Below are 14,205 nucleotides of genomic sequence, written 5' to 3'. Positions count from 1 at the left end.
TAGGTAGGCAACGAAGTTTAATAATGCAACCACGTTGGAGGCGGACATGAGACTGGCAAACAAGACAGCGTTGATCACCGGCGGCAACAGCGGCATCGGGCTCGCGACAGCAAAGCTGTTCGTGGCCGAAGGCGCCAAGGTCGTCATCACCGGGCGCAACAAGGAGAGGCTGGCGGTGGCGGCGAAGGAACTCGGGCCGAACGCGCTCGCGGTGGTGGCCGACGCCACCGACGTTGCGGCGCTGGAGGCCGCAGTGAAGCAGGGCGCCGAGAAGTTCGGCAAATATGACGTGCTGTTCGCCAATGCCGGCATTCCCGGCCAGACGCCGGTTGGCGGCACCACGCTCGCCGCATTCGAAAATGTGATCCGCACCAATCTCACCGGTGTATTCTTCACCGTGCAGGCGGTCGCGCCTCATCTCAACGACGGCGCGTCGATCATCCTCAACGGCTCGGTGATTTCGGTGCTCGGCAATCCCGGGTACTCGGCCTATGCCGCGAGCAAGGCCGGTGTGCGCGCGATGGCGCGGGTGATGGCGTCAGAACTGTCGCCGCGCAACATCCGTGTCAACGTGGTGGCGCCGGGCGCGGTGCGGACGCCGATCTGGGGCGCTGCGATCGCAACGCCCGAGGCCGAGAAGGCCTTCGAGCAGCGAATCGGTATGACCACCCCGCTCGGGCGGATCGGTGAACCCGATCACATCTCGAAGACCGTGCTGTTCCTCGCGTCCGACGACGCGGCGCATGTGCAGGGTCAGGAACTGTTCATCGATGGCGGCTCAACGGCGTCGCCCGCCGGCGCGCCGATCTATCGCGGGTAGAGCCTTTCCGTTCCGATTAAAATCGGAACGGGGCTCTCGATCTTGTTCTGACGCGTTTTCTTCACGCGAACCGGTGCCCACTTCGCTCGAAAGCGCTCTGATTTGTTTCTCATTGTACGGAGCGGCCGGTGTGAAACGGATCACGCCGGCCGCTGTCGTGCGCGACTATCATTGCTTCGTTGTCTCAGCATGATCTCTTCGGAAAACCGCTTCGCACTTTTCCGGACCATGCTTGAACCTTTGACGTGTTCCCGGGACTCTTGAACAGGGCTGGGATTTTTTTCACCACGGAATCATTTGGAGTGCTGTCATGCCGAAAGCAGTTCGTATTGCGACCCCGATCAAGGTTTCGTCTGCGTCCGACAATTCAGACTCGTCAGACTCGGCACAGCTTGTGACGGTTGCGCTGTTTTCCGGCATCGGCCTGTTGATTTCGCTCGTCGCCGTCATCTGCGGCATCCAAGGCGTCTGGTTCTGAGGCTCCGTCCACATCCGTCATACCCCGCGGATGCGAGGTATCCAGTACGCCGCGGCCCATCGGTTCAATCACGACCCCTCTGGAACAGCGCGTCACCCGTTTTCGCGGGTGACGGCAGCTTCTCCGGAGCTAGGCGGCGTTCAGGCTGCCGGCGGCCTGCAGCGCGCCTGCGACCGCCTTCTCGCGATGCTCGGGGCCGACCTGGATGCCGTCGGCGGGGATGAATTCGAGATTCCTGACACCGATGAAGCCGAACACGCCGCGCAGATAGGTCTCGAGGTGCTCGAGCGCGGCCATCGGCGTGTCGGCGCCGTAATAGCCGCCGCGCGAGATCGCGATGATGACCCGCTTGTTGCCGGCCAATCCCTCAACGCCGCCGGCGTCGTATTTGAAGGTCTTGCCCGCGACCACGACGCGATCGATCCAGGCCTTGAGCTGGCTCGGAATGGTGAAATTGTACATGGGAGCGCCGATCACGACGATGTCGGCGGCGAGGAATTCGTCCAGGACCGCCTGGCCGGTCGCGATGTCGTCGCGCACCGACGGATCGGGTGCTGCGCCCTGGCTGGCCGCGAGGTGCAGGCCGGAGAGGTGGGCGAGTGGGGTCTGGGTGAGGTCGCGGTAGCTGACGACGAGGCCGGGATTGGCCTGGCGCAGCCGCTCGACGGCGGCGGCGGAGACCTGGCGGCTGACGGAGTGAGGGCCGAGGACCGAGGAGTCGATGTGCAGAAGTTTCATGGCAGGGTCACCTTTGGTATAGGTTTGTAACTGGCGCTATATGAGTGACCGCCCTAAATCTCCGCAAGAACGCACATTTTTGAAACCCGAGCACACCGATGAGACCCGAGAACATTGATGTAACTGCTCCGCCGCCGCGGCCCAGTCCCGACCACAGCGATTGCCGCGCGGTGGCCTCCGTGCTGGCGCGGGTCGGCGACAAATGGAGCGTGTTCGTGATCATGATGCTGATCGACGGGCCGAAGCGGTTCAACGAATTGAAGCGCATGATCAATGGCATCTCGCAGCGGATGCTGACGCTCACGCTGCGCGGCCTGGAGCGCGACGGGCTGGTGACCCGCACGGTGTTCCCGACCATCCCGCCGCGGGTCGACTATGAGCTGACCGATCTTGGCCGCGGGCTGGCAGAGCCGGTGAAGGCGCTCGGCCAGTGGGCGTTCACGCATCTGCCGGAGATCGAGGGCGCGCGGAACGACTTTGATGCGCGCAATGCGGAGTGATCGTTATCCGTCATCCTGCGAGCGGAGCGAGCCTCGAAGGATGCACGGCCCGACCGGTGGCCAGGATGCACGGCCGTCGATCTTTCGAGACGCGCTACGCGCTCCTCAGGATGACGGACTGACATTTGAGCCTGCCAACTCGCCGGCTAAATCATCGACACCAGCCCGCCGCCGTGACGCTCCAGCTTGCCCGCCAATTCAAGCTCCAGCAGCACGGCGCGGACGACGGCGGGTGAGACGTCCGCCATCCGGATCAGATCGTCGAGGCTGATCGGGCTCGGCCCGAGCAGATTGATGATGCGGGCACGATCGCCGCCATCAGTCGCAAAGTCCATCGGCTCGTCGTCTTCGCGCGCGGCGAGCATGATCGGCCGCTCCATGATCGGCGTCACCGCGTTGATGACGTCGGCAGCTTCGGTCACCAGCGTGGCACCTTGCTTGATCAAATCGTTGGCGCCGGCGGCGCGCGGATCGATCGGCGAGCCCGGCACCGCGAACACCTCGCGGCCCTGTTCGGCCGCCATTCGCGCCGTGATCAGCGAGCCCGAACGATGCGCGGCCTCCACCACCACGACGCCGAGCGAGGCGCCCGAGATCAACCGGTTGCGGCGGGGGAAGTCGCGCGCCCGCGGCACGTGGCCGAGCGGCATCTCCGAGATCGCCGCGCCCCGCGCGAGCAAAGCGGCCAGCAGATCCTCATGCTCCGGCGGATAGATCCTGTCGTGGCCGCCGGCGAGCACGGCGACCGTGCCGCTTGCGACCGTCGCGCGATGCGCCGCCTGGTCGATGCCGCGGGCAAGGCCCGAGATCACGACGAAGCCGGCGTCGCCGAGATCGCGCGCGAGCTGGCCTGCGAATTTCAGCCCGGCGCCGGAGGCGTTGCGCGAGCCGACGATCGCGATCATCGGCCGCATCAGACTGCCGCGGTCACCGCGCACGCCGAGCAGCGGCGGCGCGTCGTCGATGGTGGCAAGCCGCGCCGGATAGTGCGCTTCTTCAGGCGCGACAAGGTCGATGCCGAATTTGCGGCAGGCCGCAAGCTCCGCGGCCGCGTCAGCCTCGGTGCAGATGCGCGAGGGGCCTGACGCGCCGCCGCGGCGCGCGAGATCCGGCAGGCGCTCCAGTGCGTGCGCCGCATCGCCAAAATGGCGGAGCAGCGATGCAAAGGTGCGCGGGCCGACATTGTCGGAGCGGATCAGCCGCAGGCGGTTGAGCCGTTCGGCGTCGGTGAGTTTTGGTGCGCTGGGGGACCGGTCATGCATGCGGGGTGCAGCTTCGCCCAACCTGAGATTGTGATCAACTGCGACATTGGCGCAGCTCGGCGCAACGCGCTAAAAGCAGCCGCCAATGCCAGGGAAGCTGCCCATGATCTCACTTGCCGACCTCCAAGCGCGTATCGAGCAGGGTACGCTGTCGCCTGAAGCGGCCATTGATCAATCGCTGCAGGCGATTGGTGCACAGGACGAGGCGATCGGCGCCTTTGTTTGCCATGACAAGAGCGCCCGAGCGCAAACTGCCGGGCCATTGCGCGGTATTGCAGTCGGTATCAAGGACATCATCGATACCGCCGATTTCCCGACCGAGATGGGTTCTGCGATCTATCGCCGCCATCAGCCGCGCGCCGATGCGCCGGTCGTGATGGCGTTGAAGCAGGCCGGTGCGACCATCATCGGCAAGACCACGACGACCGCGTTCGCGGCGAACGATCCGACCGCGACGGTCAATCCGCACAATCACGCGCACACCCCGGGCGGGTCGTCGTCGGGCTCGGCGGCCGCGGTCGCCGCCGGCATGATCCCGCTGGCACTGGGCACGCAGACCGGCGGCTCCGTGATCCGGCCGGCCTCGTTCTGCGGCGTCGCCGCGATCAAGCCGAGCTACCGGCTGCTGCCGACCGTCGGCGTGAAGTGCTTTTCATGGACGCTCGATACTGTCGGGCTGTTTGGCGCCGGCGTGCGCGATGTCGCGCTGGGGCTGGCTGCGATGACGAGGCGGCCTGACCTCGTGGTGCCATCGCAGCTCGCGGCGCCGCGCATCGGCGTGGTGACGCAGGCATTCGCCGGCGCGCCTGAACCATCCGGCGCGGAGGCGTTGCGGAGGGCCGCGCGCGCTGCGGAGCAGGCGGGCGCGACGGTGCGGGAGATTGCCGTGTCTGACGTCATCGCCGAGGCGTGGCGGATCCATCCTGACGTGCAGGAGTTCGAGGCGCACCAGTCGCTCGCCTGGGAATACCGGCAGAACTACGATGCGATGCCGCCGCTGCTGCGCGGCCGGCTCGACGAGAGCAAGGGCGGCACACCGGCGGAATACGACGCGGCGATGGATGTTACGCTGCGCGCGCGGCAGGCGCTCGCCACTGTTCTCACCGAGGTCGACGTGCTGTTGACGCTGTCGGCGCCGGGAGCGGCGCCGAAGGGCCTGACGTCGACCGGCGATCCTCGTTACAACCGGCTCTGGACCTTGATGGGTGTGCCCTGCGTCAACGTGCCGACGCTGACCGCCGAGGGCGGATTGCCCGTCGGCGTGACCGTGGTTGCGGGCTTCGGCGACGACGCCAAGGCGCTGGCCGCGGCGAGCTTTGTCGAGGATGCGCTGAGGGGATGATCACCGTCGTTCCGGGGCGCGAAGCGAGTCCGGAACCTCGAGATTCCGGGTTCGATGCTGCGCATCGCCCCGGAATGACGGCAAACTACCTCTTCTCGCCGATCTTGCCTTCGGTGCCGGCCTGCAGGCGCTTGATGTTCTCGCGGTGCATGTAGAACAACAGCAGCGTCAGCACGGCGAACAGCGAGGCGAGGGCGTTGTGGCCGAACCACCACAGGAATAGCGGCGTCACGAACGCGGCGATCAGCGCTGACAGCGACGAGTAGCGTGTGGTGTAGGCGGTGCCGAGCCAGATCACGGCAAAGATCAGCGCCGCCGGCCAGAACAGCCCGAGCAGCACGCCGAGATAGGTCGCGACACCCTTGCCGCCGCGGAATTTCAGCCAGACCGGGAAGAGGTGACCAAGGAACGCTCCCAGCGCCGCCAGCATTGCCGCGTTCGGGCCGTCGATCGTGCCCGCGATGATAACGGCGACCGTGCCCTTCAGCATGTCGCCGATCAGCGTTGCCGCGGCGAGGCCCTTGCGGCCGGTGCGCAGCACGTTGGTGGCGCCGATATTGCCGGAGCCGATGGTGCGCAGATCCTGCGTGCCGGCGAGGCGGGTGAGGACCATGCCGAACGGGATCGAGCCCAGGAGATAGCCGATCAGCAAGGCGACCGGCAGGAACGCGTCAGCAGACATCGCGGTGGCTCCCTGGACGGCCGGTCCGGTCCAATTTGGACGAATCCATCAATGAAATATTAACCATCGATCCGCACCATGGCCGTGGAAATGAGGGAGCTTATCATGGCTTCTGTTCGCAGGCGGCTGGAGCAGGCTTTGTTTGTCGTTTACGTCGCGGCTATCGTCGTTGGAACGACGATGGAGGCGATGTCGCAACTCGCGGCGCGTTAGGTTCCACTCCGATTTAGACGTGTTCGTACACGGTGCGTCCGCCGACGATCGTCCGCGTCACGCGGCCCGAGAAGCGGGCGTCGTCGAACGGCGTATTCTTGCACAGCGATTTGAGGTCGTCGCGATCGAGCACCCAAGGGGTGTCGGCGTCGATCACGATCACGTCGGCCGGCGCACCGGCGCGCAGCGTGCCGCCCGGCAGGCCGAGCAGTTCCGCCGGCCGCGTCGACATCGCCCGGATCAGCGTCTTGAAGTCCATCTCGCCATTGTGGATCAGCCGCAGCGCTGCCGGCAGCATGGTCTGCAGGCCGACCGCCCCGCTCGCCGCTTCCGCGAACGGCAGCCGCTTGACCTCGACGTCCTGCGGATTGTGATCGCTCATCACGACGTCGATCAGCCCGGAGGCTAGCGCTGAGACCAGCGCCTTGCGGTCCTCCTCGGTGCGCAGCGGTGGCGCCAGCTTCAGGAAGGTGCGGTAGGGGCCTATGTCGTTCTCGTTCAAGGTCACGTGGTTGATCGAGACCGAGGCCGAGACATTGTGACCGGCGTCGCGGGCACGCTTGAGGATCTCCAGCGACTCGGTCGAGGTCAGCGAGGCCGCGTGATAGCGCCCGCCGGTCAGGCCCGCGAGCCGCATGTCGCGCTCGAGCATGATCGACTCGGCGGCGGTCGGAATCCCGGCAAGGCCGAGCCTTGTGGCGAACTCGCCTTCGTTCATCACGCCTTCGCCGACCAGATGCGGGTCCTCGGTGTGATGCACGATCAACGCGTCGAAATCGCGGGCGTAGGTCAGCGCGCGCCGCATCACCTGGGCGTTGGTGACGCTGCGGTCGCCATCGGTGAAGGCCACCGCGCCGGCAGCCTTCAAGAGACCGATCTCGGTCATCTCCTGGCCCTGCATGCCCTTGGTCAGCGCCGCCATCGGGTGGATGTTGACGATCGCGGTGTCGCGGGCGCGGCGCAGTACGAAGTCGACGGTCGCCGAATTGTCGATCACCGGCGAGGTGTCGGGCTGGCAGATGATGGTGGTGATGCCGCCGGCGGCGGCGGCCTGGCTCGCGGACGCAAAGGTCTCGCGGTGGCTGGCGCCGGGTTCACCGACGAAGGCGCGCATGTCGATCAGGCCTGGGGCCACGATCTTGCCGGCGCAATTGACGATGTCGGTGCCTTCGGGGACGCCGGCGGCGCCGATGCCGCGCTTGGCGTCACGGATTACGCCGTCGGCGATCAGGACATCGCCCGGACCGTCGAAGTCGCGCGACGGATCGATGACGCGGGCGTTGGCGAGCAGGATGGGGCGGCGATCGGTCAGCATCGGTCTCACGCGTTCGGCAGGTTGCGGGCGAGCGCTTCCAGCACCGCCATGCGCACTGCCACACCCATTTCAACTTGTTCACGGATCAGCGACTGCGCGCCGTCGGCAACGAAGGTGTCGATCTCGACACCACGGTTCATCGGGCCCGGATGCATCACGAGCGCGTCCGGCTTGGCGTAACCGAGTTTCTTCTGGTCGAGGCCGAAATAGTGGAAATACTCGCCCGACGACGGCACGAAGGAGCCGTTCATGCGCTCACGCTGCAACCGCAGCATCATCACGATGTCGGCGCCGTTCAACCCCTCGCGCATGTCGCGCGCGACCTCGACGCCCATCCGCTCGATCCCGGGCGGCAGCAAGGTGGAGGGGGCCACGACGCGGACGCGCGCGCCCATCGTGTTGAGCAGGATGATGTTGGAGCGCGCAACGCGCGAATGCAGCACGTCGCCGCAGATCGCGATCGTCAGCCCTTCGAGCCGGCCCTTGTTGCGGCGGATCGTCAGCGCGTCCAGCAGCGCTTGGGTCGGATGCTCGTGGCTGCCGTCACCGGCATTGATCACGGAACCGTCAACCTTGCGCGCCAGGAGCTCGACCGCGCCGGAGGCGTGATGGCGCACCACCAGGATGTCGGGGTGCATCGCGTTCAGCGTCACCGCGGTGTCCATCAAGGTCTCGCCCTTTCGGGTCGACATCGATGACACCGACATGTTCATGACGTCGGCGCCCAGGCGTTTTCCGGCGATCTCGAACGAGGACTGGGTCCGGGTCGAGGCCTCGAAGAACAGATTGACCTGGGTGCGGCCGCGCAGACTGGCGCGTTTCTTGTCGACCTGGCGGTTGAGCTCGACATACTCCTCGGAGAGGTCGAGCAGGCCCGTGATGTCGTCAGCGGAAAGGCCCTCGATGCCCAGCAGATGCCGGTGACCGAGGACAAAAGTCGATTTCAATGATGGGGTCATTAAAGCCAGAGCTATAGGCGCGGATGGCCGGTGGGGCAAGCGCGAAGAGGGGCCAGATGAGTTTTCCCCGAGTAAGATGGGGCCGCCTTCTCGGCCGCCATGCTCCGCGCCTGGCGGGCCACCGATGGCTTGCTTTTGCTGGTCTTTCCGGAACAAGACGGGGACGGCCGGGACCAGCCCGGCGGCTGCGCTGGAGCGAGAGCTTGCAAATTGTCGGGATCCTCGTCGCTGTTGCGGGCTTGGTCTCGCCGGTCCTTGCCCAGGGCCTTCCGGGCGACTTCGCGTTTCTGCGCGACATCGATCCGACCATCATCCAGGACATTCGCTACGCCGGCGCGAACAACTTCATGGGCCGGCCGATCGCGGGCTATGACGCGGCGGAATGCGTGGTGAAGCGGGACGTGGGCCTTCGCCTCAAGGCCGTGCAGCGGGAACTGGCGCGACAAAGACTGTCGCTGAAAATGTTCGATTGCTACCGGCCGGCCCGCGCGGTCGCCGACATGGTGGCGTGGTCGAGGAACGGCAAGGAGACCGCCGCCGAACGGCGCTACAATCCGGCGTTCTCGAAGGCGGATTTGTTCCGCCTCGGCTATATCGCCACCCATTCCGGCCATTCGACCGGCGCCGCGGTCGATCTCACGCTGGTCGATCTTGGCGCCGACAATTCGCGCAAGTTCGATCCGGCCAAGGACTATGCCGACTGCACTGCGCCGGTCGCCGCGCGCGCTCCGGAAGGCAGCGTCGACATGGGCACCGGCTATGACTGTTCCGACGTCAAGGCGCATACCGCTGCGGGCTCGATCACGCCGGCGCAGAGGCGCTGGCGGACCATGCTGGTCACGGCGATGGCCCGGCAGGGATTTGCCAATTATTCAAAGGAATGGTGGCACTTTTCGTTGCCGGGGGCGGGCGCAGCGGCCTACGACTTCCCGATCGTGCGGGCACGATAGCGCGGGATTTTCCTCAAATCCGAAGCATGTTCGCAACACATTGCTTGCCCTCGCAAAGGTAGCGGCGCGCGCGTTCAACACTCCTTAATTGCCCCGCCTATCATGGCGGACAGAGCGGGAGCACGGAACATGCGTCTGGCAGGCCTTGCGATCATTTTGGCCAGTGCCGTGGGCATCGTGGCCTACGACCAGTACGACAAGACCACCAACTACAAGCGCGTCGATGCGCGCGTCAGCGGCGTCAACGACCAATGCTATCTGGAAAAAGTCGAGCGCGGGATCTTCAGCAAAACGAAGTGGACCTCCGGCATGGTCCGTTGTGACGGTGCCGAACTGCTGCGGAAAGAGAACCCGAAGTGGCAGGGCTACAACGTAAGGCACAAGATCGAGCTGCGCGTCGTCTATGTCTCGCCGGTCGACGGGGTCACGCATCAGTCGGTGCTGCGGATGTCGTCCTTCCCCTGCGGCCAGCCGCTGCACGCCGGCGACCTGCTTCCGGTACTGGCTTCCAGGACCAAGGTGGACAGGACGCGTCTGACCTGACCGTCACGACGGTTCGGCTGGACGGGAGTTCAATCATGTGCCCGGGCCCTTACGGCTTGATCGCCATCGCCGCTGAAGCATCGAGCGATGACGCATTTTTCGCTGCCCGGCGCCGGTGCGCAGGCCTATGATCCCCCGATTCCATTGCGCCACGATTGGCTCGTGATCCCGGCCGAAGCGGCTGTCGTCCGGGCCGCATCGGCGACGCGAGATCGCTCTCGAGGAGACCATGACGCAGGCTCCGTTTGCCACGCACGACGTCCTCAACCAGTCGCCGCCCTTTGAGGACGTCGACTTCTTCACAGCGGACGCACCGCTCGCGGCCGCGGTGGCCGCCAATGGCGGGGCGTCGGCGTCAGCTGAACTCTCCGATTTCGGCAAGCATTGGGGCTCCGCCGTGATGGCGGAACGCGGCCGCGTCGCCAACGAGAACACGCCGAAGCTGCGCACCTTCGATGCCAGGGGCAATCGCCGCGACGAGGTCGAGTTTCATCCGGCCTATCACGAGCTGATGGCGCAGTCCGCCCATGCCGGTGTGCACAATTCGACCTGGACCATGGACGGCAAGCCGGCCGGTGGCGCGGCCGAGGTGGTGCGCGCGGCGAAATTCTACATCGCCTCCCAGGTCGAGACCGGCCATCTCTGCCCGATCACGATGACGCGTGCCTCGGTCGCGGCGCTGGCCTCGCAGCCGGAGATCCTGGCGAAGACGATGCCGGTCATCGGCACGCGCGCTTATGACCCGAGCTTTGCGCCGTGGTGGACCAAGCGCGGCATGACGCTCGGCATGGGCATGACGGAGAAGCAGGGCGGCACCGATGTGCGCGCCAACACGACGCGCGCCGAGCCCGATGGCGGCGCCTGGCGCATCACCGGCCACAAATGGTTCATGTCGGCGCCGATGTGCGACGCATTCCTGGTGCTGGCGCAGGCCAACGGCGGCCTGAGCTGCTTCTTCATGCCGCGCTTTGCGCCCGACGGCACCGTCAACGCGATCCACTTCCAACGGCTGAAGGACAAGCTCGGCAACCGCTCCAATGCCTCCTCGGAGGTCGAATTCCACGGCGCGTATGCCGAATTGATCGGCGAGGAGGGCAAGGGCATCCGCACCATCATCCAGATGGTGCAACTGACGCGGCAGGATTGCGCGATCGCATCCGTTGGCCTGATGCGCTCGGGGCTGGCGCATGCGCTCAATCACGCGCGGCATCGCAGCGTGTTTCAGAAGCATCTCGCCGACCAGCCGTTGATGCAGGCGGTACTCTCGGACATGGCGCTGCATGTCGAGGCGTCCATCGCGCTGGTAATGCGGCTCTGCCGCGCCTTCGATCGCGCGCCCAGCGACGCAGGCGAGGCCGCTTACATGCGGTTGCTGACGCCGGCGATCAAATACTGGACCTGCAAGAGCGCGCCCGGCTTCCTCTATGAGGCGATGGAATGCCTCGGCGGCAACGGCTATGTCGAGGAGGGCATTCTGGCGCGGCATTACCGGGAGTCGCCGGTCAACGCGATCTGGGAAGGCTCAGGGAACGTGATGTGCCTCGACGTGTTGCGCGCGCTCGGCCGCGAGGCCGACGCCGCGCTCGCCGTCTTGGGTGCACTCGCCGACGAGACCAAGGGCCTGCCGGGCGCGGCCGAGGCTGTCGCGTCGATCGGACAATCGTTCCGCCGTCCGGACAGCGAGCGCATCGCGCGGCTTGCAGTCGAGAAGCTGGCGCTGCTGGCGGCGGCCGCGGCGCTCAACCAGGTCTCGCCTGACAATGCCGAACTGTTCGCGGCGACACGGCTTGCCGAACGCCACGCCGGCATGTACGGCGCGGTGGACCTGTCCGATGCCGATCAGCGCGCGCTGCTGGCGCGGGCGTTGCCATGAAGGTTTACTGATGGACGCACTCAATCCCGACACTCCACCGGCCGCTATCGATCCGGCGCCACGTCCCCCGCGGGTCTGGAAGTTCTGGGGCACCGCGCTGTGGGGCTTTTTGATCTTCGCCGCGATGTTCCTCGGCCAGGTCGCCGTCATCGTCTATCGCATCATCGCGCAGGGCGGCGAATTGTCGGCCGCCGGCATCACCCATGTGGTTGCCGACGGCCTGACGATCTCGCTCTCGGTCCTCGCCGGCCTGCCGATGGTGCTGCTGGTGCTGTGGTTCGCGATCCGCCGGACCCGGATCTCGTTCGCCGATTACCTCGGGCTGCGCGGGACGTCGTGGAAGAACGTGATCATCGGTATCGTCTCGCTCATCGTGCTGGTCGGCGCCTGGGACATGGTGTCCCGCGCCGCCGGCCGCGAGGTGACGCCGGGCTTCATGGGCGACGTGCTGAAATCGGCGCAGGAGCACAGCGCGCTGTGGCTTCTGGTGATCGCCTTCGCCGTGGCTGCGCCGCTCTGGGAGGAACTGTTCGCGCGCGGCTGGCTCTATCGCGGCTGGTCGGAATCCGCGCTCGGCCCGTATGGCGCGATCCTGCTGTCATCGCTGGTCTGGACGATCATGCACCTGCAGTACGACTGGTTCTTTCTCTGCCAGGTGCTGACGATCGGCCTCCTGTTCGGCTATCTGCGTTTCCGCACCGGCTCGACCTGGCTGACCATCCTGCTGCATGGGCTGAATAATTTGGCGGCGACGATCCAGACCTGGTGGCTGGCGGGGCAGTAGGCTGGTCACTTTCTCTGCACGAAAGATGTCACAGCCTTGTGTTCCTAAGGCCATTCGGTCAATCGTGCTTTTGCGCTCGGACCATATCCTGAGCGTGACAGACGTTCTCAAGGTCCTTGGAACACTGACGCGATGGATTTCGATCAGGCGGCTGCACTAGCAATTGCGTGGGTGGACATTTGTTGCGAGGGGCGAGCTCGCATTGTGCGCGAAGCCACGATCACGAAGCCGTATGGTTGGATATTCTTCTATCAAGCCAAAGAGTTCCTCGACCATGGCATCCCCTCGACGAGCGAACGCTCCCTCCCATCTCATTTCAACGCGCGCCGCAACTTCCGACTTGGTAATCTGGCCAGAAACTAAGCCAGTCGCGTAGGCGCGCGTACTTTCGGTCTACGGCCACAGATATCCACGCTAGGTGGCGATCGGGTCAAAGTGCTATGATCTAAATCAATGAACGAGCGCGGGCCGGATGGAAACCAGGCAGCGGCGGCTGCCGTCGTGCGAGCTCTTCCCATGGCTACGTTATTCCGAACTTTTTTGGCCGGCGTCGTCGCGCTGGTGTCGCTCGGCGCCATCACGCAGCAGGTGCGCGACCAGGGCGTCACCGATACCGAAATCCGGATCGGCAATCTCATGCCGTATAGCGGCACGCTGGAGATCTTCGGCCAGATCGGCAAGGCGGAAGCTGCTTATTTCGACATGATCAACGAACGCGGTGGAGTTGGCGGCCGCAAGATCCGCTTCATGTCCTACGACGATCTGTCCGATGCTTCCAATGCCATGGACCTCACGCGCATTCTGGTCGAGACCGACAATGTGCTCCTGATGTTCGGTTCGTTCGGGACGCCGGACAATCTCGCCGTGCGGAAGTATCTCAACGAACGGCAGGTCCCCCAGCTTTTCGTCGCCTCCGGCGATCAGGACTTCAGCGAGCCGTCGGCCTATCCGTGGACCATGGGCTGGCAGCCTTCATACCGCGAGGAGGGGCGGATCTACGCCAACTACATCCAGGCCTTCTATCCCGGAAAGAAGATCGTGGCGCTTTGGGAGAATGACCAGTTCGGCCGTGAATTGTTCAAGGGGCTGGTGCAAGGGCTGGGCGACGTCGCCCACAACATCAGGGTCGACATCGCCTATGACGTCGACGATCAGCATCTGGACGGCCACATATCGATCCTGAAGCAATCGGGCGCCGAGGTCTTCGTGTTTGCCGGCGTGCCGGAAAATGCTGCCAAGGTGATCCGGGCGGCGGCCGATCATGGCTGGCGGCCGGTATTTGTCTTGAACCAGATGGCGGCATCGATCGAGACGGTGCTCAAGCCGGCCGGCACGGAGAATGCGACCGGCGTCATCACCGCCACCTTCCTGAAGGATGCGAGCGATCCGGCCTGGAGGGAAGATCAGGGCGCCTGGCACAGCTTCCTGGACAAATATACCAAAGCCGGCGGCAAGGACGACGCTGCCGCCGTCTACGGCTATGCTGCCGCCGAAACGATGGTCCAGGTGCTCAAGCAATGCGGCAACGATCTGTCGCGCGAAAACGTCATGAAGCAGGCGGCGGCGATCAGGGATTATCAGGCATCCGCCTTGCTCCCGGGCATCAGGATCAACACCGGTCACTTTCGACCGGTCGAGCAATTGCGGTTGCTTCAATTCGACGGCCGCAGCTGGCAGCCGATCGGCGATGTGCTCGATACGGCGTTCACCGACGCGCGCAGCAAATAGCTGTCACCGGGCAGCGCG

The 14,205-nt window shown here is 65.2% G+C and carries 15 protein-coding genes; 10 read left to right on the top strand and 5 right to left on the bottom strand.

All coding sequences use genetic code 11. The features are described 5' to 3' along the window. Nucleotides 1-46 precede the first annotated feature (46 nt). A complete protein-coding gene (locus QDT69_RS10375; RefSeq protein ID WP_279706481.1) occupies nt 47-820 on the top strand; it encodes a glucose 1-dehydrogenase in 774 nt (257 codons plus the stop codon). A 310-nt stretch (nt 821-1,130) separates the two neighbouring features. Continuing rightward, complete coding sequence (locus tag QDT69_RS10370) at nt 1,131-1,298, top strand: hypothetical protein (RefSeq protein WP_279706480.1); 168 nt, start codon at nt 1,131-1,133, stop codon at nt 1,296-1,298. A 129-nt stretch (nt 1,299-1,427) separates the two neighbouring features. Here QDT69_RS10370 and QDT69_RS10365 read toward each other — a convergent pair whose 3' ends face one another. Continuing rightward, nucleotides 1,428-2,036 (bottom strand): FMN-dependent NADH-azoreductase, encoded by a 609-nt coding sequence (locus QDT69_RS10365; protein WP_279706479.1) that lies wholly within the window; start codon nt 2,034-2,036, stop codon nt 1,428-1,430. Nucleotides 2,037-2,134: 98 nt separating this feature from the next. On the opposite strand from QDT69_RS10365, the gene QDT69_RS10360 reads away from it, so the two are divergent. Continuing rightward, entirely contained in the window at nt 2,135-2,536 is a 402-nt protein-coding gene (locus tag QDT69_RS10360; RefSeq protein WP_279706478.1) for a helix-turn-helix domain-containing protein, read from the top strand. A 146-nt stretch (nt 2,537-2,682) separates the two neighbouring features. Here the strand turns inward: QDT69_RS10360 and dprA are convergent, their stop codons facing one another. Beyond that, a complete protein-coding gene (gene dprA, locus QDT69_RS10355; RefSeq protein WP_279706477.1) occupies nt 2,683-3,798 on the bottom strand; it encodes a DNA-processing protein DprA in 1,116 nt (371 codons plus the stop codon). 103 nt (nt 3,799-3,901) lie between these two features. On the opposite strand from dprA, the gene QDT69_RS10350 reads away from it, so the two are divergent. Then, nucleotides 3,902-5,140, top strand: a complete 1,239-nt coding sequence (locus QDT69_RS10350) for an amidase (RefSeq protein WP_279706476.1) — start codon at nt 3,902-3,904, stop codon at nt 5,138-5,140. 85 nt (nt 5,141-5,225) lie between these two features. Here QDT69_RS10350 and plsY read toward each other — a convergent pair whose 3' ends face one another. The 3 genes from plsY to QDT69_RS10335 form a co-directional block, all read right to left on the bottom strand. Beyond that, a complete protein-coding gene (gene plsY / locus QDT69_RS10345) occupies nt 5,226-5,822 on the bottom strand; it encodes a glycerol-3-phosphate 1-O-acyltransferase PlsY (protein ID WP_279706475.1) in 597 nt (198 codons plus the stop codon). A 226-nt stretch (nt 5,823-6,048) separates the two neighbouring features. Then, a complete protein-coding gene (locus QDT69_RS10340) occupies nt 6,049-7,350 on the bottom strand; it encodes a dihydroorotase (RefSeq protein ID WP_279706474.1) in 1,302 nt (433 codons plus the stop codon). Nucleotides 7,351-7,355: 5 nt separating this feature from the next. Then, nucleotides 7,356-8,309 carry an aspartate carbamoyltransferase catalytic subunit gene (locus QDT69_RS10335; protein ID WP_279706473.1) on the bottom strand — a complete coding sequence of 318 codons (954 nt, stop codon included), beginning with the start codon at nt 8,307-8,309 and terminating at the stop codon, nt 7,356-7,358. Between the two features lie 203 nt (nt 8,310-8,512). On the opposite strand from QDT69_RS10335, the gene QDT69_RS10330 reads away from it, so the two are divergent. From QDT69_RS10330 to QDT69_RS10305, 6 genes are all read left to right on the top strand, one after another. Beyond that, nucleotides 8,513-9,259: a M15 family metallopeptidase gene (locus QDT69_RS10330; RefSeq protein ID WP_279706472.1), complete on the top strand. Its 747-nt coding sequence runs from the start codon at nt 8,513-8,515 to the stop codon at nt 9,257-9,259. A gap of 129 nt (nt 9,260-9,388) precedes the next feature. Next, nucleotides 9,389-9,802: a hypothetical protein gene (locus QDT69_RS10325; protein WP_279706471.1), complete on the top strand. Its 414-nt coding sequence runs from the start codon at nt 9,389-9,391 to the stop codon at nt 9,800-9,802. A gap of 229 nt (nt 9,803-10,031) precedes the next feature. Next, nucleotides 10,032-11,675, top strand: coding sequence for an acyl-CoA dehydrogenase family protein (locus tag QDT69_RS10320; protein ID WP_279706470.1), 1,644 nt, complete (start codon nt 10,032-10,034; stop codon nt 11,673-11,675). A 10-nt stretch (nt 11,676-11,685) separates the two neighbouring features. Beyond that, on the top strand, nt 11,686-12,459 hold the full coding sequence (locus QDT69_RS10315; RefSeq protein ID WP_279706469.1) for a CPBP family intramembrane metalloprotease: 774 nt from the start codon (nt 11,686-11,688) through the stop codon (nt 12,457-12,459). A gap of 132 nt (nt 12,460-12,591) precedes the next feature. Further along, entirely contained in the window at nt 12,592-12,822 is a 231-nt protein-coding gene (locus tag QDT69_RS10310) for a hypothetical protein (RefSeq protein WP_279706468.1), read from the top strand. A 153-nt stretch (nt 12,823-12,975) separates the two neighbouring features. Further along, nucleotides 12,976-14,187: an ABC transporter substrate-binding protein gene (locus QDT69_RS10305; RefSeq protein ID WP_279706467.1), complete on the top strand. Its 1,212-nt coding sequence runs from the start codon at nt 12,976-12,978 to the stop codon at nt 14,185-14,187. Nucleotides 14,188-14,205 lie beyond the last annotated feature (18 nt).

Source organism: Bradyrhizobium sp. CER78 (assembly GCF_029846235.1).
GTDB lineage: Bacteria > Pseudomonadota > Alphaproteobacteria > Rhizobiales > Xanthobacteraceae > Bradyrhizobium.
The sequence above is the reverse complement of the archived record's forward strand: the minus strand, read 5'-3'. Positions and strand labels throughout refer to the sequence as shown.

Excerpts from the sequence above, each read along its gene's own strand:
- QDT69_RS10375 (WP_279706481.1), top strand. The coding sequence starts at position 47 with ATGAGACTGGCAAACAAGACAGCGTTGATCACCGGCGGCAACAGCGGC.
- QDT69_RS10370 (WP_279706480.1), top strand. The coding sequence starts at position 1,131 with ATGCCGAAAGCAGTTCGTATTGCGACCCCGATCAAGGTTTCGTCTGCG.
- QDT69_RS10365 (WP_279706479.1), bottom strand. The coding sequence starts at position 2,036 with ATGAAACTTCTGCACATCGACTCCTCGGTCCTCGGCCCTCACTCCGTC.
- QDT69_RS10360 (WP_279706478.1), top strand. The coding sequence starts at position 2,135 with ATGAGACCCGAGAACATTGATGTAACTGCTCCGCCGCCGCGGCCCAGT.
- dprA (WP_279706477.1), bottom strand. The coding sequence starts at position 3,798 with ATGCATGACCGGTCCCCCAGCGCACCAAAACTCACCGACGCCGAACGG.
- QDT69_RS10350 (WP_279706476.1), top strand. The coding sequence starts at position 3,902 with ATGATCTCACTTGCCGACCTCCAAGCGCGTATCGAGCAGGGTACGCTG.
- plsY (WP_279706475.1), bottom strand. The coding sequence starts at position 5,822 with ATGTCTGCTGACGCGTTCCTGCCGGTCGCCTTGCTGATCGGCTATCTC.
- QDT69_RS10340 (WP_279706474.1), bottom strand. The coding sequence starts at position 7,350 with ATGCTGACCGATCGCCGCCCCATCCTGCTCGCCAACGCCCGCGTCATC.
- QDT69_RS10335 (WP_279706473.1), bottom strand. The coding sequence starts at position 8,309 with ATGACCCCATCATTGAAATCGACTTTTGTCCTCGGTCACCGGCATCTG.
- QDT69_RS10325 (WP_279706471.1), top strand. The coding sequence starts at position 9,389 with ATGCGTCTGGCAGGCCTTGCGATCATTTTGGCCAGTGCCGTGGGCATC.
- QDT69_RS10320 (WP_279706470.1), top strand. The coding sequence starts at position 10,032 with ATGACGCAGGCTCCGTTTGCCACGCACGACGTCCTCAACCAGTCGCCG.
- QDT69_RS10315 (WP_279706469.1), top strand. The coding sequence starts at position 11,686 with ATGGACGCACTCAATCCCGACACTCCACCGGCCGCTATCGATCCGGCG.
- QDT69_RS10310 (WP_279706468.1), top strand. The coding sequence starts at position 12,592 with ATGGATTTCGATCAGGCGGCTGCACTAGCAATTGCGTGGGTGGACATT.
- QDT69_RS10305 (WP_279706467.1), top strand. The coding sequence starts at position 12,976 with ATGGCTACGTTATTCCGAACTTTTTTGGCCGGCGTCGTCGCGCTGGTG.